The organism is Pseudonocardia sp. NPDC049154 (genome assembly GCF_040648315.1).
Lineage (GTDB): Bacteria > Actinomycetota > Actinomycetes > Mycobacteriales > Pseudonocardiaceae > Pseudonocardia.
On sequence record NZ_JBEZDN010000042.1, the window covers coordinates 39,705 to 56,045 of the forward strand.

Consider the following 16,341-nt stretch of genomic DNA (forward strand, 5'->3'; position numbering starts at 1 on the left):
CGGCTGACGGGTGGGCCCGATCCCCGCAGCTCCGTCCGGCGCAGCCCCGTCCGGCGCGGCCCCGCCCGACGTGGCGCCGGTCGTCGCCCGGCGTGGCGCGTTCCTGGTCCTGATGTGCAGCGTGCAGTTCATGATGCTGGTCGGCGGCACCGTGGTGACGGTGTCGCTGCCCGTCATCCGCCGTGAGCTCGGGCTCGGGGCGGGCGAGCTGCAGTGGGTGCTGACGGCGTTCCCGCTGACGTTCGGCTGCCTGCTGCTGCTCGGCGGCCGGTGCGCGGACGTCTTCGGCCGGCGCCGGCTGTTCCTGACCGGGCTGCTGGTGTTCGGGGCGGGGTCGCTGCTGTGCGCGGTCGCCGACCGGTCCTGGGTGCTGATCGGGGCGCGGGCCCTCGCCGGGCTGGGCGCCGCGATGGCCTCGCCCGCCGCGATGGCGCTGCTGACATCGGTGTTCGTCGCGCCGCGCGACCGCAGTACCGCGCTCGGGGCGTGGGCCGCCGTCGGTGCGATCGGCGCCACGCTGGGCAACGTGCTCGGCGGCGTGCTGACCTCCGCGGGCGGTTGGCAGTGGATCTTCCTCGTGAACGTGCCGGTGTGCCTCGTCGCGGGCGCCGCGGTGCTGGTCCTCGTCCCTGCCGGGGTCCCCGGCGGACGCCGGCCGCGGCTCGGCCTGCTCGGCGGCGCGACCTGCACCGCCGCCGTCGCCGCGCTGGTGCTCGGGCTCGGCGAGCTCCGCGTCTCGGGCGGGCTCCCGGTCGCGGCGGTCCTGCTCGGGACGGCCGTCGCGCTCGCCGCCGCGTTCGTGGTCTCGCAGGTGCGCAGCCCCGAGCCGCTGCTGCCGCTCGGCCTGTTCCGCCGGCGGACCTCCTTCGCGTTCGCGCTGGTCCTGGTCACCGCGGGCACCGGGATCGGCGCCTACTTCACCACCTCGCTGTTCATGCAGGAGACGCTCGGCTGGTCGGCGTTGCGCGCGGGCCTGGCCTTCGTGCCGTGGGCCGCGCTGACCGCGGTGGTCGCCCAGGTCGCGTCGCGCACCCTGCACCTGATCGGGCCGCGGGTCCTGGTGCCGACCGCGATGCTGGTCTCGGCGGCCGGGGCCCTGCTGCTGTCCCGGGCCTACGGTCCCTCGGTGGCGTTCGTGCCCGACCTGCTGGTGCCGTTCCTGCTGCTCGGCGCGGGGACCGGGGCCGCGAGCGTGAGCTGCACGGTGACGGCGATGTCCGGTGTCCCGCGGTCCCGGCACGGCGTCGGCGCGGGCGTGTTGAACAGCACGCAGGCCATCGGCGCGGCGGTGACGATCGCCGTGGTCACCGTGCTGACCGCGACCGCGACGACACGCGCGCTCGCCGCGGGCAACACCCCGCTCGGCGCGTCGGTCGAGGGGCAGCGGTTCGCCGTGTTCGTGCTGGCCTTCCTCGCGCTCGGCGGCGCGGTCGCGGCCGCGGTCCTCCTCCCCGGCCGCACCCCTGCCCCCGACGACCGGGACCTCGACCCGGGCGCCGCGATGCCGGCCACCGGCCCCCTGCCCTGACGCGGCACACCCCGAGAGCACGGCGACGCCGCGCCCCGGGTGGGGGCGCGGCGCCGTCGCCGGCGGCGACCGCCTTCGCGGTGGTGGGGACCCTCGTCGGCGTGGCGGCCCTCCTGCTGGTGCGGACCTCCCCGGTGAGCGCCGTCGTGGCGCTCACGATCGCGACGACGGTGCCCGGCCTGGATCTCGGACCCGGGCTGCTCGCGTGGCCGCTGCTCGCGCTCCTCGTCGGGCTGCACGGTGGTGACGACGCCGTGCTCGCCCTCGCGTTCACGGTGTCGGTCGTGGTCTCGGGCTGGCGGCATCCGGCCTCCGTCACGGTCGGCTTCGCGGCGACGATGCTGCTGGTCACGGTGCTGCTGGTCACGGTGCTGTTCTGGGCGCTCGGACGGCTGCGCCGCACCGCCCGTGAGCGCGGCGAGCGCCGCCACGCCGCGACCGAGCAGGCGCGGCAGGCGGAGCTGGTGAGCGCGGAGCGCCGGCGCATCGCCGACGAGCTGGGTGCGGTGGTCCTCGCCGACCTGCGCACTCTCGTCGAGCTCACGAACGCGGTGCGCCCGGCCGCGGCGACGGGTGCGGCCGAGCCGGTGCTCGCCGAGCTGCGTCGGGTCGCCCGCCGCGCACTCGCCGCGATGCGGCGCGTCGTCACCGTGCTGCGCTCGGCCGAGGTCGAGCCGTCCCGGCGGCGCCGCCGCGACGGTGGTGGGAGCCGCGGCCGCCGTCGACGTCGGGGCTCCTCCTGGTCGTGGTGGGCGGGGTCGCCATGGTGCTCGTCGCCGGGCTGGATCTGCAGCCGGGCAGGAGGCCGGAGCTCGATCCGTTGGTCCCGACCCTCGGGCTGCCCGTCGACCGCCCCGCGCTCCTGTGCCTGCTCGCCGTCCAGGTCGCCACGGTCGCCTGGTGGCGGAGCGCGCCGGTGCCCGCGCTCGTGGTGGCGACGGCGGCGGACTGCGTGCTGCGGATGGCCGGTGCGGCGAACGCGATCGCACAGCTCGGCGGGTTCGTGCTGGCTTACCGCGTGGGCGTTGCCGTGCCGGCCCGGGTGTCCGGACCGGTCGTCGTGGCGGTGGCGGCCGCCGCGACCGCCGCCCACCTGCTCGGTAACGATCCGCCGTCCGGCGCGCCTCCCGCCGCGGACGCGGCGCTCACCGCAGCCGGCCCGCTCGTGCTGTGGGGCATCGGGGTCCTCGTGCGTGTCTCGACCCGGCGCAGGCGCCGCCGGCGGGCCGACGAGTCGGCGCGCCGATCCCGGACGAACCTCGCCGACGAGCGGCTTCGCGTCGCCCGCGAGCTCCACGACCTCGTCGCGCACCACGTGTCGGCGGTCGCGGTGCAGACCTCCGCCGCACGGACCGGTCCCGCAGCGCTGAGCGAGGCGCTGGGGCACATCGAGGAGGGCGGGCGGCGGATCGCCGAGGCCGTGGCCGGCCTGTCCGACCTCGCCCCTCCCGCGGTGCGGAGCGCACCGCTGACCGAGGCGGGCGTCGAGGAGCTGGTGGCCCCGGTCCGGGCGGCCGGGCTCCCCGTGACCGTGCTGGTCGTGGGCGAGCCCGCGGCCGGGCCGGGGGAGGCGGACCTGTTCGCGCAGCGCATCGTGGTGGAGGCCCTCACCAACGTGCTGCGGCACGCGGGGTCGTCCCCGAGCACCGTCATGGTGCGGCACAGCCCGGACGAGGTCGCGCTGGAGATCCGTGACGCCGGGGTGCTGCCGGGCCACGTGCCGGCCACGGCCGGGTCGGGGCTGGGACTGGTCGGGGCTGGGACTGGTCGGGATGCGCGAACGCGCCGCGCTGCTGGGTGGCGACGTCGAGGCCGGGGCGGCCGGCGACGGATGGATCGTGCGGGCCCGGCTCCCTCGCACCCGCCCGCCCGCCACCACCCCACCGGATCGCGCGACGGGGGGCGGGGCGCCGACCTCCTGAGGGGAGTGCACGGCCGGCGGGCGGCGTGCCGCTCGACTCCCCGTCCGCCCTGCCCGGATGTCGGCCGCGACACGGCGGGCGGCACACCCGGCCGTGGCACTTGCCGCGCCCCGCCCGAACCAGGAGGCTCGGGGCGTGAGCGACAAGTTGGTCGAACTGCAGCTCGACGACGCCGGCCTCTCCGGCGACCTGCCCCGGCCCCACGGTGGGAAACAGGACGAGATCCAGGACGTGCCCTTCCGGCCCGTGGTGTTCCGCGACGACGACCTCCCGTCGGCGCTGGCCCGCTCCGCGGAGTGGCTGCGCGGGGCGCAGGAGTGGCTCGGCGAGCCGCTCGACGTCATTGCGATCCACCTCGACTACGACGACCGTGCCGGCGCGCCGTACTACGAGGTCAAGCTGCTGTGCAACGAGGAGGACCTGGCGGGCGCCCCGCTCGCGCGGCGTCAGGAGGAGCGCGGCTGAGAGCGCCCGGCATGCCCGAGAAGATCGTCCCGCCGCGCTGGCTCAAGCCGGTGAACGCGGTCCTGCTCGTGGCGCGCCGGTTCGGGCTGGGCTGGACCCGCGAGCTGCCCGTGCTCGTCCTGCCCGGCCGGCGCACCGGAAAGCTCCGGCACACGCCGGTCTCGGTGCTGGAGTTCGAGGGCGGCCGGTACCTGCTCGCCGGCTTCCCCGGGGCGGACTGGGCGGCCAACGCGAGGGCGGCCGGGGTCGGGACGCTGGCCGTCGGGCGGCAGGAGGAGCGGGTCCGGCTCGTCGAGCTCTCCGCGGACGAGGCCGTCCCGGTCCTGCGCGCCTGGCCGGTCCGCATCCCGCAGGGCGCGAAGATCATGCGCGACGCCGGGGTCGTCCCCGACCTCGACCCCGACACCTTCGCCGCCCTGGCAGGGCGGTGCGCCGCGTTCCGCCTCGAGCCCGCGTGACCGAGGCGGGCCCGTGATCGCCGGCCGGCGTTAGGCTGCGCGGGTGCCCCGCCCCAGCCGCTGGTCGGAGATCCTCGCCGCCGCCGGTGAGGAGTTCCGCGACCGCGGCTACGAGAACGCGACCCTGGAGGGCATCGGTGCCCGGGTCGGGATCCTCAAGGGCAGCATCTACAACTACGTGGCCAGCAAGGAGGAGCTGCTCCTCGCGGTCGTCGAGCAGCCCGCCAAGCAGCTGCTCGCCGACCTCGAACGCCTGCAGGCCGACACCGGGCAGACCGTCGCGGTGCGGCTGCGCGAGCTGATCCGGATGCAGGTGCGGATCTTCGGCGACTTCTATCCGGCGGCCTTCGTGTACCTGCAGCACATCGGCCGGATGACGGCGCCGCTGTTCGCCGAGTTCCGCGAGATGGACGCGCGCTACATGGCCGCGATCGAGGCGCTCGTCGCCGAGGGCGCCCGGACGGGGGAGTTCTCGCTCGCCGGGAGCCCGCGGACGGTCGCGCGTGCGGTCGTCGGGATGCTGGACTGGATGCAGCACTGGTTCGTGCCGCGGGGACCCGAGGAGGACCGGGAGCTCGCCGACCAGCTGTTCGCGTTCGCGTTGGGCGGGTTGGTGTCCGGCGGCGGGATGCGCGGGATCGCCCGGTCCCTCCCGGAGCCCCGCCCGGAGTCCCCGTGAGGCTCGACGGCCGGGTCGCGGTCGTCACCGGCGCGTCGTCCGGGCTGGGGCTGCGGTTCGCCCGGGTCCTCGCCGAGGCGGGCGCGGACGTCGCCGTGGGTGCCCGGCGTGCGGAGGGGCTGGCCCTGGCTCGGGAGGCCGTCGAGGGGGCCGGACGACGGTGCGCGGCGGTGCCCACCGACGTCTCGGACGACGCCCACTGCGCGGCCCTCGTGGCGGCCGCCGTCGAGGAGCTGGGCCGGGTGGACGTCCTGGTCAACAATGCCGGCATCGGCTACGCCGCCCGGTCGGAGAAGGACGACCCGGCGCGGGCGGCGGAGCTGTTCGCGGTCAACCTCCTCGGTGCGTACCAGATGGCGGTGCACGTGGGCCGCACGCTGATCGCGCAGGGCGAGGGCGGGTCGATCGTCAACATCGGGTCGGCGCTGGGCAGCACGACCGGGCCGCTCCCGGAGGCCGCGTACTCGGCGTCGAAGGCGGGGGTCGCGGGGATGACCCGGGACCTCGCCGCGCAGTGGGCGCGGCACGGGATCCGGGTGAACACGTTGGCCCCCGGGTGGTTCGCCTCGGAGATGACCGGACCGCTGCTGGAGCGCGAGCACCGGGCGGCGCAGCTCGCGGCGTCCGCGGCACTCGGCCGGATCGGCCGCCCGGAGGAGCTCGACGGCCCCCTCCTGCTCCTCGCGTCCGATGCGGGCTCCTACATCACCGGCAGCACGCTCACGGTCGACGGCGGCTGGTCCATGCGCTGAGTGTCCGATCCGCCGGGACCCGTTCGTCGGGTGGATGACCGAATCGGACGATTCCGGGAGGATTCCCCATGGCCCGCTACGTGTTGATGTACGACGCCGAGGACTGGTACGACACCGCGGACGAGCAGTCCGTCGCGGACGAGATGCGGCTCCACGAGGAGTTCATGGAGGCCGTGAAGGCCGCGGGCGCGACGGTGCTCGGCCGCGAGGCCCTTGAACGCTCGTCGACGGCGAGCACGGTCCGCACGGGTTCCGGCGAGCCGCTGGTGACGGACGGGCCGTTCGCGGACACCAAGGAGGCGCTCGGCGGCTTCTCCGTCCTCGACGCCCCCGACCTGGACGTCGCGTTGCGGCTCGCGGCGCTGTGCCCGGCCGGCAACGTCGAGGTCCGGCCGGTCATGGACCTGCCGGAGTAAGTCCTGTGGAGGCGGCGTTCCGGGATGCCGTGTTCCGGGAGGCCGACGCCGCCGCCGAGGCGTACGACACCGCCCTGGCCCTCACCACCAACCCGGTCGAGCGCGCCCCTCCTTGTCCGCCGCCGCCGTGAGATCGGCACCAGCGTCGTTCGATCATGATCCGACGACAGTGGTGCTGAGAAGCGGCCTCACGGAGCAGGTCCGCGCCGTCAGGTCGTGAGCACCGGCAGCCGGAGCAGGCCGCGGGAGAGCAACACCGGGTGCCACCGCAGCGGCTCGTCGGCGAGCCGGAGCGCAGGGAAGCGCTGCAGCGCGGCGGGTATCGCGATGGACGCCTCGAGCCGCGCCAAGGGTGCTCCCAGGCAGTAGTGCAGCCCGATCCCGAAGCCCAGCTGGCGGCCGGGGCGGCGGGTCACGTCGAAGCGGTCGGGATCGGCGAACACCTCGGGATCCCGGTTGGCCGCGGAGGGGCAGAGGAACACGCGGTCGCCGCGCCGGAGGACTCGGCCGCCCAGCTCGACGTCGGCGACCATGATCCGCGCGATGGTCTTGGCCGGGCCGTCGTAGCGCAGAGCCTCCTCGACGGTCCCGGGAGCGTAGGCGGGCTCGCCGGGGTGCCGCAGCAGCGCGAGCAAGCCGTTGCCGATCAGGTTGGTGGTCGTCTCGTGGCCGGCGAACAGCAGCAGCACCCCGGTGGAGACGACCTCCTCGTGGGTCAGCGCGTCGCCCGAGTCGCGCGCCCGGATCAGGGCGCCGAGCAGGTCGTCGGCGGGCTCGCGATCGTGCCGGGCGACGAGCTCGCCGAGGTAACGGGTCAGCTCGGCCATGCCCGCGGCGCCGTCGGTGTGCCGGTCCGGGTCGCCCATCCCGCCGAACACCAGTCCCGTGATCCGGTCCGACCACTCCTTGAACCGGGCCCGGTCGGCCCGGGGCACGCCGAGAAGCTCCGCGACGACGGAGGCCGTGAGCGGGTAGGCGTAGTCGCCGATCAGGTCGGCCGAACCGGACAGCTCGTCGAGCAGCTCGGCGGCGAGCGCGCCGATCCGGGGGCGGACGCGCTCGACCGCCCGCGGCGTGAACGCCCGGCTCAGCAGCTTCCGCAGCCGGGTGTGGTCCGGCGGGTCCTTGAACACCATCCAGTCCTCGAGGACCCCGAACGCCGCCCGCACGCCGGGGTCGGCGTCCGGGCCGTCGAGCCGGGCGCGCCGGTAGGGCGAGATCCGGTCGGAGGAGAAGCGGGGATCGCGCAGCGCGGCGTCCACGTCGGCGTAGCGGGTGACGAACCAGGACCGGTAGCGCTCGCTCCAGTGCACGGGATCGTGCTCGCGCAGCTCGGCGAGCAGCGGGTACGGGTCCGCAACGGCCTCGGGGGAGAGGAGGTCCGCCTGCGTGCCCGGCCCCGGCACGGTCACGGGGCCTCCAGGACGGCGACGACGCAGGCGTTCCCGTCGAGCACCGACACCCCGCCGCCCATGGTCTCCACCAGCCCGATCCGAGCCCCGTCGACCTGCCGGGCGCCGGCCTCGCCGCGCAGCTGCCGGACGATCTCGGCGAGCTGGGCCAGCCCCGTCGCGCCGAGCGGATGACCGCGGGAGAGCAGCCCGCCGGAGGGGTTGACGGGCTGCTCCCCGCCGAGGGCGGTGCGACCGGCGGCGGCCGCCTTCCCGCCCTCCCCGGGGCCCGCGAGCCCCAGCGCCTCGGTGGTGACGATCTCGCCGATGGTGAAGGCGTCGTGCACCTCGGCGACGTCGACGTCCTCGGGACCGACGCCCGCGGCCGCGAAGGCCGCCGCGGCGGTGTCCCGCACGACGTCGTGCCCCCAGACGTGCGGGGACCGGTGGTTCCAGGGCGCACCGGAGCGCAGCGCGACCGACCGCACGGTGACCCGGCCGGGCGCCGCCGGCCCGACGATCGCCGCGGCCGCGCCGTCGGAGGTCGGGCAGCACTGCAGGAGCGTGAGCGGGTCGGCGATCATGCGCGACGCCAGCACCTCCTCGACCGTGTACCGGCCGGCGTACTGGGCGCGCGGGTTGTGCAGGGCGTGCGCGTGGTTCTTCACCGAGACGGCGGCCAGCTGCTCGGGCGTCACGCGGCCCTCGTACAGCCAGCGCGCGGCCGCCATCGCGTAGAGGGCGGGCAGCGCCAGCCCGGAGCGGCCCTCCGGGTCGCTCCGCTCGGGCGTGATCGCCCCGTCGCCCATCCGCTCGATCCCGAGTGCGAGCACCCGCCCGTACCGCCCGGACCGGACCGCCTCGCAGGCCTCGGCGAAGGCGGTGGTGCCGCTGGCGCAGGCGTTCTCGACGGTCAGCACCGGCACCCCGGTCACGCCCATCGCGCGCAGCACCCGCTGCGCCACCCCGGCCGGGCCGAAGACCGTGCCGATCCACACCGCGTCGACGGACCGGGGGCCACCCGCCGCGCGGAACGCCTCGTCGACCGCCGTGAACGCGAGGTCGACCAGGTCGACGCCGGGCTGCCGGCCGAAGTGGGAGGTGCCGACACCCTCGATCCCGACCCTCATCCGACGACCTCCACGCGGACGTCGCCGTCGTTCCCGCCCGGGACGAGGCGCACCCGGGCCCCGATCGGGACCGGCCCGCCGGTGTGGGCGAGGACGCGCGGCCCGTCGTCGAGATCGACGTAGGCCAGCCCGTACGGCGGGGTCCGGCCGGGCACCGGGATCCGCACGACGGTCGCGCTCCACACGGTGCCCTCGGGCCCGAACCGGGCGGGCTCGACGGCGCCGCCGCACGCCGGACAGGCGGGCCAGGCGAAGGCGACGACCTCGGCGCACGCCGTGCAGCGGCGGCCTTCGACCAGGCCGCCGCCCTCGGCTCCGGCGACGACCCGGGGGCGCGGGTCGGGGGTGGTCACGCGGCTCATGAAACCAAACCTCGGTTCGGCTATCAACGGTTGTCGGGGTGCCCAACACGGCCCGGGCGGCCACTCTTGACACGGATCGTGGCCCGCGACACAGTGATTTCGCCTGCGATCAGCAAACCCGTGTTCGTCCTTGATGTCGTGTTCCGGACGTCGTCGTGCCTGCGTGCGCCCGGTCCGCGACCGGACCCCGAGAGGACCCGACCGATGAAGTTCGGCTTCTTCACCATGCCCGAGCACCCGCCGCGCGAGAACTGGACGTTGTCCTACGACCGCGACATCGCGGGCATCGTGGAGGCGGAGCGGTTGGGCTTCCACGAGTACTGGATCGGCGAGCACCACACCGGCGGCTACGAGAACGTGCCGGTGCCGGAGTACATGATCGCGAAGGCGTCGGCGGTCACGCACCGGATTCGGCTCGGCACCGGCGTGATCAACCTGCCGTACCAGGACCCGTTCATGGTCGCCGAGCGGATGGCGTTCCTCGACCACCTCACGCACGGCAGGCTGGAGTACGGGTTCGGCGGTGGCGGCCTGCCCACGGACAAGGCGCTGTTCGGGCTGGAGCCCTCCGAGGCCTCGCCGCGGACCAACGAGGCGCTGGAGATCATCTGGCAGCTGCTGACCTCGGAGGACCCGGTCACCTACGAGGGCGTGTACTGGAAGTACGAGAACCGGCAGCTGCAGGTCGGGCCGTACCAGGACGTGCCGCCGTTCGCGATCGCCGGGCTCACCGGCGTCCACAACTACGCCAAGTGCGGCGAGAAGGGCTGGAAGCCGCTCTCGGTGCACTTCGCGCCCACGGACAACGGCACCTACACCGACGCCCCGGACCTCAAGGCCATGGCGGCCGCGATGCTCCAGGCGGGCGCGTCGGCGGGCATCGATCCGGCCGTGACCAGGGACAACTGGCGGATCGTGCGCGAGGTCTACGTCACCGACGACAAGGACCAGGCGCTCCGCGACATCCGCGAGGGCGTCAAGCTCTCCTACGACTACCTCTTCGGCCTCGGCCTGGGCGCGCTGATGAAGATCGGCGACGGCATGACGGACGCCGACCTCACGCTCGACTGGATGGTCGAGAACATCCCGTGGATCATCGGCAGCCCCGAGGACTGCGTCCGGCAGATCAAGGAGCTGGAGGAGGAGGTCGGCGGCTTCGGCACGCTGCTGATCAACGTCCGGGACTGGGTGACCACGGACAAGTGGAACCGGTCGCTGGAGATGTTCGCCCGGTACGTCATGCCGCACTTCACGAAGCGGGAGCGGCTGGCCCGGCGCCAGAAGCTGGCGAACGTCGCGCTCGGGCTCGCCTGATGGCCGGGTCGACCTCGGCAGGGCTGTCCTCGCCGGTGCCGGAGCTCGCGGGCCGCACCGTGGTCGTCACCGGCGGCGGCAGCGGGATCGGCAAGGGGATCACCGCCGCGCTGCTGGAGAAGGGCGCCAACGTCGTCGTCCTGGAGATCGAGCCCGCGAACATCAAGGCCGCCTCCGAGGAGCTCGGGGGCGGGGACCGGATCGCGTGGCACGAGGGTTCGGTGTCCGTCGCGGCGGACGTCGAGGCGGCGTTCGCACTGGCCGCGAAGCGGTTCGGCGTGGTCGACCACCTGGTCAACAACGCCGGCACCGCCACGGTCGCGCTCGTCGAGGACACGACGGAGGAGGACTGGGACCTCATCGTCGACACCCTGCTCAAGGGGACGTTCCTGTGCACGCGGGCGTTCGCGCGGCAGCTGCCCGACGACGGCGCGCCCCGCTCGATCGTCAACATCTCCTCGCTCAACGCGATCGCGGCGACGGACGGGATGGGGAGCTACTGCGCGGCGAAGGCCGGGGTCAAGAGCTTCACCGAGGTCTGTGCGGGGGAGCTCGGCCGGCGCAACGTGCGGGTCAACGCGATCGGCCCGGGCCTGGTCAACACCCCGCTCGGCGAGGGTTTCTCGGTCGGGCAGATCGGCCAGGAGTTCACCGACCGGACCCTGGTCGCCGACAAGCGCAACCAGGAGCCGTCGGACATCGCCGACGTGGCGTTGTTCCTGATGTCCGCTGCGGCGCAACGGATCACGGGGCACTTCATCCCGGTCGACGGCGGCCAGCACGTCCGCGGGCTGCACTCGTACTGGGACGTCGCGTTCGCGCAAGGCCTGGTCGAGAGGCCGACCTGAGCGGTGCGCCGGAATCTCGGGGACGAGTTCGAGGCCGCGTTCGCGCGCTACCGGGAGCGGATCGCGGTCGAGGTGGGAGGGCGGAGCTGGAGCTTCGCCGACCTCGACCGCTGGTCCGCCGCCGTGGCCGCCCAGCTGCGCGGCCGGGGTGTCGGGGCGGGCGACGCCGTCGCGCTGCACCTGACCAACGGCGTCGAGTTCGTGGTGGCGGACGTCGCGGTGGCGCGGCTCGGGGCCGTGAAGGTCCCGGTCAACCCGCTGCTGCCCGAGGCCACGGTCGCGCACATCCTGCGGGCGTCGAAGGCCCGCGCCGTGATCGGGGCGACCAGCCTCGGCGGGCGGGCCGACCTCTGCGTGTCCGACGACGGCGGCGACCCCCCCGCCGAGCGCCTGGCCGGTCCGCAGGACGTCGCCCCTCCCGAGCGGTCGGGCGTCGGGCCGGGGGGCCGCGCCGCGATCTACTTCACGGGGGGCACCACCGGGCTGCCGAAGGGGGTCGTGCACACCCAGGCCTCCGCCGTCGCCGTGCACTACGCGCAGATCGTCGAGGCGGAGATCGCGCAGTCCGACCGGCTGCTGCTGTCGACGCCGCTCGCCCACGCGGCGGGCCTGTTCGCGCAGTCGGCGCTGATCCGGGGCGCGACGAGCGTGATCGAGCCCGGGTTCGACGCCGCCCGCACCCTGGAGCTGCTCCGGACCCGCGGCATCACGTGGACCTTCCTCGTGCCCACGATGATCTACCGGCTGCTGGACCTCGCCGCGGGCTCCGCCTCCGTGTCGAGGGTCGGCTCCGCGGGCTCCGCCTCCGTGTCGAGGGTCGGCTCCGCGGGCTCCGCCTCCGTGTCGAGGGTCGGCTCCGCGGGCTCCGCCCGCGTGTCGAGGGTCGGCTCCGCCTCCGTGTCGAGGGTCGGCTCCGCCTCCGCCGAGACCCTGGAGCTCAGAACCGTCGTCTACGGCGCCGCCCCGATCGCGCCGTCCCGGCTGGCCCAGGCCCTCGACGCGTTCGGCCCGGTGTTCGTGCAGCTCTACGGGCAGACCGAGTGCCCGAACTGGGGCACCCGGCTGGCGAAGTCCGACCACGACCCCGCCCGGCCTGAGCTGCTCGGCTCCTGCGGGCGGGCATCGATCATGGCGGACGTGCAGGTCGTCGCCGAGGACGGCACCCCGCTGCCGGTGGGGGACACCGGCGAGATCTGCCTGCGCTCGCCCTACACACTCGAGTCCTACCTGGACGACCCGGCGGCCACCGCGGCGAAGTTCCTGCCCGACGGCTGGATCCGCACCGGGGACGTCGGGTTCCTGGACGCGGCGGGCTACCTGCACCTGCGCGACCGCACCAGCGACATGGTCATCTCCGGCGGCATGAACGTCTACTGCCGGGAGGTCGAGGACGCGCTCGCCCGGCATCCGGCCGTCGCGCGGGTGGCGGTGATCGGGGTACCGCACGAGGACTGGGGCGAGGCGGTGCACGCCGTCGTCGTGCCGCGGGCCGGATTCGATGCCGACGAGCTGGTCGCCTGGTCGCGCGGCGAGCTCGCGGCGTACGCCCGGCCCAAGTCCGTCGAGGTCGTCGCCGACCTGCCGGAGACGCCGTTCGGGAAGATCGACAAGAAGGTCCTGCGCGCGCCGCACTGGGCGGGCCGGGACCGGGCCATCGGCTGAGGAGTGTCCATGACCGGCCCCCGTTCCGTTCGGACCGACGCCCGCGGGTTCCCCCGGTTCTGGGACGAGGAGCGCGAGACCCTCGACCCGGCCAAGCGGGACGCGCTGATCCTCGACCGGGTCCAGCACCAGCTCCGCCACGCCTACGCGGAGCTGCCCTTCTACCGCCGCCACTACGACGCGCACGGCTTCCACCCCGACCAGGTCCGGTCGCTGGAGGACTTCACCACGAAGGTCCCGGTCATCACCAAGAAGATGCTGGTCGCGGACCAGGCCGCGCACCCGCCGTTCGGCAGCTACGCCCGTGACCTGCCGCCCGGCGGGATCGCCCGGATCCACGGCTCGTCCGGCACCTCCGGCGTCCCGACGATGTACGCGGTGTCGAAGGCGGACTGGGAGCGCGCGGGCGAGGTGCACGCGATGGCGCAGTGGTGTGCCGGCGTCCGGCCGGACGACATCGTGCAGGTCGGGTTCCCCTTCGGTCTGTTCTTCGGCGGCTGGGGCGTGGTGCAGGGCGCCGAACGGATCGGCGCGACCCTGTTCCCGCTGGGCATCACCGAGTCGCAGAAGCACCTGGAGCTGATCGCCCGGCTCGGGTCCACGGTGTTCAGCGCGACGCCGTCCTACTGCATCCACCTGCTCTCCGTCGCCGAGCAGATGGGGATCGACCTGCGGGAGTCGACGATCCGGCACCTGCTGGTGGGCGGTGAGCCCGGGGGCTCCTTGCCCGGCACCGCCCGGATCATCGCCGACGGCTGGGGCGCCACGGTGGCGGACGCCGGCTCCACCTCGGAGATGTACCCCTTCCAGACGAGCGTGGGGTGCGAGGAGGGGACCGGCACGCACCTCTACACCGACGAGGTGTTCACCGAGGTCGTTGCGCCGGCTGACCTCAACGCACCGGTCCCGGTCGGCGAGCGCGGGGCCGTCGTCTACACCCACCTCTGGCGCGACTCGCAGCCCATGATCCGCTTCGCCCCCGGGGACGAGACCTACCTCGCCACCGATCCCTGCCCCTGCGGCCGGACCTACCCCCGGATGCCGGAGGGCGTGCTCGGGCGGCTCGACGACATGTTGGTGATCCGGGGCGCCAACGTCTTCCCCAGCGCCGTCGAGACCGCCCTCCGCTCCGTGCCCGGGCTGGGCCCCGAGTTCCGCATCCGGGTCCGCAAGGAGGGCGCCCTCGACGAGATGACGGTCGAGGCCGAGGGCGACCCCGCCTTGCGTGCACCCGCCGAGGAGGCGCTCAAGCGGGTGCTCGGGATCCGGGTCCCCGCGACGATCCTGGCCCCGGGCACCTTGCCGGAGACCACCTTCAAGGCCCGGCGGGTGGTGGACGAGCGCTGAGAGCCCGGGGTCACCCCTCCTCGGCCCGCCGCTGGGCCGAGGTGGCGACGGCTGGGGACAAGCGGACCGAAAGGACGTATCAGCCCCGAGATCGGACTGCTCCCCTCCCGGAACAGGTGGTTCGCCCGGAGTGACGGGCCGGAGCGGGGTGGTGACGCGGTGGGGTCGATCGTGGTGTGCGGTGGCGGGGTGATCGGGCTCGCCGCCGCGGTGATGCTCGCCCGGGACGGGCACGACGTCACGGTGCTGGAGGGCGACGCCGAGCGGGCACCGGCGACGGCCGAGGAGGCGTGGGGGAGCTGGAGGCGGACCGGGGTGGCGCAGTTCCGCCAGCCGCACAACCTGTTCGCCCGCTTCCGGCAGGTGTGCGACGAGGAGCTGCCCGAGGTGGTCGGGCTGCTGGAGAAGGCCGGGTGCGTGTGGGTCGACTACCTGGCCGCGGCGCCGCCGACGTTGCGCGACCGGACCCCGCGCCCCGGCGACGAGGACCTGCGCTTCGTCACGGGGCGGCGCCCGGTCGTCGAGGCGGTCTTCGCCGAGCTCGCCGACCGGGAGCCGGGGGTCGAGGTGCGGCGCGGCACGAAGGTCGCGGCAGTGACGACCGGGGCGTCGGCGCTCGACGGTGTCCCGCACGTCACCGGCGTGGTCACGACCGGAGGGGAGACCCTGCCCGCCGACCTCGTCGTCGACGCGACGGGCCGGCGGACGCGGGCGGCGACCTGGCTGGAGGCGTCGGGGCGCGACCGCTGCGCGAGGAGTCCGAGGACCGCGGCTTCGTCTACTACACCCGCTTCTTCCACGGGGACACCCCGCCGCAGCTGCGCGGCCGGGCGATCATGCCGATGGGCAGCATCTCGCTGCTGACGTTGCGCAGCGACAACGACACGTGGTCGGTGACCGTCTTCGGGGCGAGCGCGGACCACGCCCTGCGGGCCCTGCGCGAGCCGCGGGTCTTCGACCGGCTGGTCGCGGACTGCCCACTGCAGGCGCACTGGCTCGACGGGACGCCGGTGGGCGGGGTCCGCCCCATGGCCGGGATCCTGGACTCGCACCGCCGCTACGTCGTGGACGGGCGGCCGGTGGTGACCGGGTTCGTCCCGGTCGGCGACGCCTGGGCCTGCACCAACCCGTCGGCGGGTCGCGGGCTGTCGGTCGGCGTGGTGCACGCGCAGCTCCTGCGGCACACCGTGCGCGCCCACCTCGCCGACCCCGCGGCGCTGGCCCACGACTTCCACGGGCGGACCGAGGCGGTGGTCGCACCCTTCGTGCGGAACCAGATCGGCGCGGACCGGATCCGGATCGCCGAGATGACGGCCGCGCGCGAGGGGACGGCGCCGCCGGCGCCGGACCCGGCGACCATGTCCCTGCTGGCCGCGGCCGCCGTCGATCCCGACGCCTTCCGCGGCGTGCTGGAGATCGTGCTCTGCACGGCCCAGCCGCCGGAGGTGTTCGCCCGGCCGGCCGTGCGCGCCGCCGTCGAGCGGCACACCGGCGACGTCCCGCCGGCGCCGCCCGGCCCGGAACGCGCCCGGCTCCTCGAGCTGCTGGCGGCCTGAGGCGGACGGCGTCAGGCGCTGTGCCGGGCGGCCGCACGGTTGGCCTCCTCGCTGAGGTGCCGGGCGATGGCGTGCAGCTTGACGTTGAGGTCCTGCGAGGCGCGGCGCAGGCGGCGGAAGGCCTCGTCGGAGCTGATGGTGTAGCGCTCCTTGAGGATGCCGATCGCCTCGCCGATCACCTGCCGGCTGCGGACGGCCTCCTGCAGCTGGACGCGGGTGCGCGCGGCGTCGATGGCGACGGCGGCGTGCGCGGCGAGGATGGCGACGGTGTCCTCGTCGGCCGCGGTGAAGGCGTGCGGCCGGGTGCCGTAGAGGTTCAGCACGGCGATCGTGTCCTCGTCGTCGGTGAACAGCCGGACGGCCATGAGCGACCGCGCCCCGAGCGCCGCGGCCCGCGGGCCGAACCGCGGCCACCGCGGGTCGGTGGCCAGATCGGCGACGGCGATGCTGCGCCCGTCGCGCCCGGATCTCGTGCGCGGGCGCCGTGTACCCCTCGGCGGCCCCCGCGGCG

The 16,341-nt window shown here is 74.8% G+C and carries 17 protein-coding genes and 1 pseudogene; 14 read left to right on the forward strand and 4 right to left on the reverse strand.

Features of this window, described 5'->3' with window-relative positions; translation table 11 throughout:
* Positions 1 to 70: 70 nt before the first annotated feature.
* The 8 genes and pseudogenes from AB0B41_RS20700 to AB0B41_RS20735 all read left to right on the forward strand — a co-directional run bounded on the left by AB0B41_RS20700 (position 71) and on the right by AB0B41_RS20735 (position 6,351).
* Complete coding sequence (locus tag AB0B41_RS20700; RefSeq protein WP_358205586.1) at positions 71 to 1,528, forward strand: MFS transporter; 1,458 nt, start codon at positions 71 to 73, stop codon at positions 1,526 to 1,528.
* A 961-nt stretch (positions 1,529 to 2,489) separates the two neighbouring features.
* A pseudogene (locus AB0B41_RS20705) lies at positions 2,490 to 2,924 on the forward strand (histidine kinase dimerization/phosphoacceptor domain-containing protein); the annotation flags it as partial.
* 661 nt (positions 2,925 to 3,585) lie between these two features.
* Positions 3,586 to 3,915: a hypothetical protein gene (locus AB0B41_RS20710; protein ID WP_358205589.1), complete on the forward strand. Its 330-nt coding sequence runs from the start codon at positions 3,586 to 3,588 to the stop codon at positions 3,913 to 3,915.
* Positions 3,916 to 3,926: 11 nt separating this feature from the next.
* Entirely contained in the window at positions 3,927 to 4,373 is a 447-nt protein-coding gene (locus tag AB0B41_RS20715) for a deazaflavin-dependent nitroreductase (protein WP_358205625.1), read from the forward strand.
* Positions 4,374 to 4,416: 43 nt separating this feature from the next.
* Positions 4,417 to 5,052 carry a TetR/AcrR family transcriptional regulator gene (locus AB0B41_RS20720; RefSeq protein WP_358205591.1) on the forward strand — a complete coding sequence of 212 codons (636 nt, stop codon included), beginning with the start codon at positions 4,417 to 4,419 and terminating at the stop codon, positions 5,050 to 5,052.
* The gene (locus AB0B41_RS20725; protein WP_358205593.1) at positions 5,049 to 5,804 is read left to right on the forward strand and encodes an SDR family oxidoreductase; all 756 of its coding nucleotides are present in this window, start codon (positions 5,049 to 5,051) and stop codon (positions 5,802 to 5,804) included. The genes AB0B41_RS20720 and AB0B41_RS20725 overlap by 4 nt, the downstream gene beginning before the upstream one ends.
* 68 nt (positions 5,805 to 5,872) lie before the next feature.
* Positions 5,873 to 6,220 carry a YciI family protein gene (locus AB0B41_RS20730; RefSeq protein WP_358205596.1) on the forward strand — a complete coding sequence of 116 codons (348 nt, stop codon included), beginning with the start codon at positions 5,873 to 5,875 and terminating at the stop codon, positions 6,218 to 6,220.
* Positions 6,221 to 6,225: 5 nt separating this feature from the next.
* Complete coding sequence (locus AB0B41_RS20735; RefSeq protein WP_358205597.1) at positions 6,226 to 6,351, forward strand: hypothetical protein; 126 nt, start codon at positions 6,226 to 6,228, stop codon at positions 6,349 to 6,351.
* 78 nt (positions 6,352 to 6,429) lie between these two features.
* Here the strand turns inward: AB0B41_RS20735 and AB0B41_RS20740 are convergent, their stop codons facing one another.
* The 3 genes from AB0B41_RS20740 to AB0B41_RS20750 are packed head-to-tail and all read right to left on the reverse strand — an operon-like array spanning position 6,430 to position 9,103.
* Positions 6,430 to 7,632 (reverse strand): cytochrome P450, encoded by a 1,203-nt coding sequence (locus AB0B41_RS20740; RefSeq protein WP_358205599.1) that lies wholly within the window; start codon positions 7,630 to 7,632, stop codon positions 6,430 to 6,432.
* Positions 7,629 to 8,741: a thiolase family protein gene (locus AB0B41_RS20745; RefSeq protein ID WP_358205602.1), complete on the reverse strand. Its 1,113-nt coding sequence runs from the start codon at positions 8,739 to 8,741 to the stop codon at positions 7,629 to 7,631. Before AB0B41_RS20745 ends, AB0B41_RS20740 begins: the two co-directional genes overlap by 4 nt.
* Positions 8,738 to 9,103, reverse strand: coding sequence for an OB-fold domain-containing protein (locus AB0B41_RS20750; protein WP_358205604.1), 366 nt, complete (start codon positions 9,101 to 9,103; stop codon positions 8,738 to 8,740). The genes AB0B41_RS20745 and AB0B41_RS20750 overlap by 4 nt, the downstream gene beginning before the upstream one ends.
* A 204-nt stretch (positions 9,104 to 9,307) precedes the next feature.
* On the opposite strand from AB0B41_RS20750, the gene AB0B41_RS20755 reads away from it, so the two are divergent.
* From AB0B41_RS20755 to AB0B41_RS20780, 6 genes are all read left to right on the forward strand, one after another.
* On the forward strand, positions 9,308 to 10,417 hold the full coding sequence (locus AB0B41_RS20755; RefSeq protein ID WP_358205606.1) for an LLM class flavin-dependent oxidoreductase: 1,110 nt from the start codon (positions 9,308 to 9,310) through the stop codon (positions 10,415 to 10,417).
* Positions 10,417 to 11,265, forward strand: coding sequence for an SDR family NAD(P)-dependent oxidoreductase (locus AB0B41_RS20760; protein WP_358205609.1), 849 nt, complete (start codon positions 10,417 to 10,419; stop codon positions 11,263 to 11,265). Before AB0B41_RS20755 ends, AB0B41_RS20760 begins: the two co-directional genes overlap by 1 nt.
* 3 nt (positions 11,266 to 11,268) lie before the next feature.
* Positions 11,269 to 12,927 carry an AMP-binding protein gene (locus AB0B41_RS20765; protein ID WP_358205611.1) on the forward strand — a complete coding sequence of 553 codons (1,659 nt, stop codon included), beginning with the start codon at positions 11,269 to 11,271 and terminating at the stop codon, positions 12,925 to 12,927.
* 9 nt (positions 12,928 to 12,936) lie between these two features.
* Complete coding sequence (locus tag AB0B41_RS20770) at positions 12,937 to 14,274, forward strand: AMP-binding protein (protein ID WP_358205613.1); 1,338 nt, start codon at positions 12,937 to 12,939, stop codon at positions 14,272 to 14,274.
* Positions 14,275 to 14,433: 159 nt separating this feature from the next.
* Positions 14,434 to 15,138 carry an FAD-dependent oxidoreductase gene (locus AB0B41_RS20775; protein WP_358205616.1) on the forward strand — a complete coding sequence of 235 codons (705 nt, stop codon included), beginning with the start codon at positions 14,434 to 14,436 and terminating at the stop codon, positions 15,136 to 15,138.
* Positions 15,117 to 15,830: a hypothetical protein gene (locus tag AB0B41_RS20780; protein ID WP_358205617.1), complete on the forward strand. Its 714-nt coding sequence runs from the start codon at positions 15,117 to 15,119 to the stop codon at positions 15,828 to 15,830. Before AB0B41_RS20775 ends, AB0B41_RS20780 begins: the two co-directional genes overlap by 22 nt.
* A gap of 11 nt (positions 15,831 to 15,841) precedes the next feature.
* Here AB0B41_RS20780 and AB0B41_RS20785 read toward each other — a convergent pair.
* The coding region (locus AB0B41_RS20785; RefSeq protein WP_358205619.1) for a GAF and ANTAR domain-containing protein at positions 15,842 to 16,341 on the reverse strand (500 nt) is incomplete at its 5' end.

What these genes read in the sequence shown, in the direction of transcription:
- AB0B41_RS20715 (WP_358205625.1), top strand. Translation starts at nt 3,927, where the DNA reads ATGCCCGAGAAGATCGTCCCGCCGCGCTGGCTCAAGCCGGTGAACGCG.
- AB0B41_RS20730 (WP_358205596.1), top strand. Translation starts at nt 5,873, where the DNA reads ATGGCCCGCTACGTGTTGATGTACGACGCCGAGGACTGGTACGACACC.
- AB0B41_RS20745 (WP_358205602.1), bottom strand. Translation starts at nt 8,741, where the DNA reads ATGAGGGTCGGGATCGAGGGTGTCGGCACCTCCCACTTCGGCCGGCAG.
- AB0B41_RS20750 (WP_358205604.1), bottom strand. Translation starts at nt 9,103, where the DNA reads ATGAGCCGCGTGACCACCCCCGACCCGCGCCCCCGGGTCGTCGCCGGA.
- AB0B41_RS20755 (WP_358205606.1), top strand. Translation starts at nt 9,308, where the DNA reads ATGAAGTTCGGCTTCTTCACCATGCCCGAGCACCCGCCGCGCGAGAAC.
- AB0B41_RS20760 (WP_358205609.1), top strand. Translation starts at nt 10,417, where the DNA reads ATGGCCGGGTCGACCTCGGCAGGGCTGTCCTCGCCGGTGCCGGAGCTC.
- AB0B41_RS20770 (WP_358205613.1), top strand. Translation starts at nt 12,937, where the DNA reads ATGACCGGCCCCCGTTCCGTTCGGACCGACGCCCGCGGGTTCCCCCGG.
- AB0B41_RS20780 (WP_358205617.1), top strand. Translation starts at nt 15,117, where the DNA reads ATGGGCAGCATCTCGCTGCTGACGTTGCGCAGCGACAACGACACGTGG.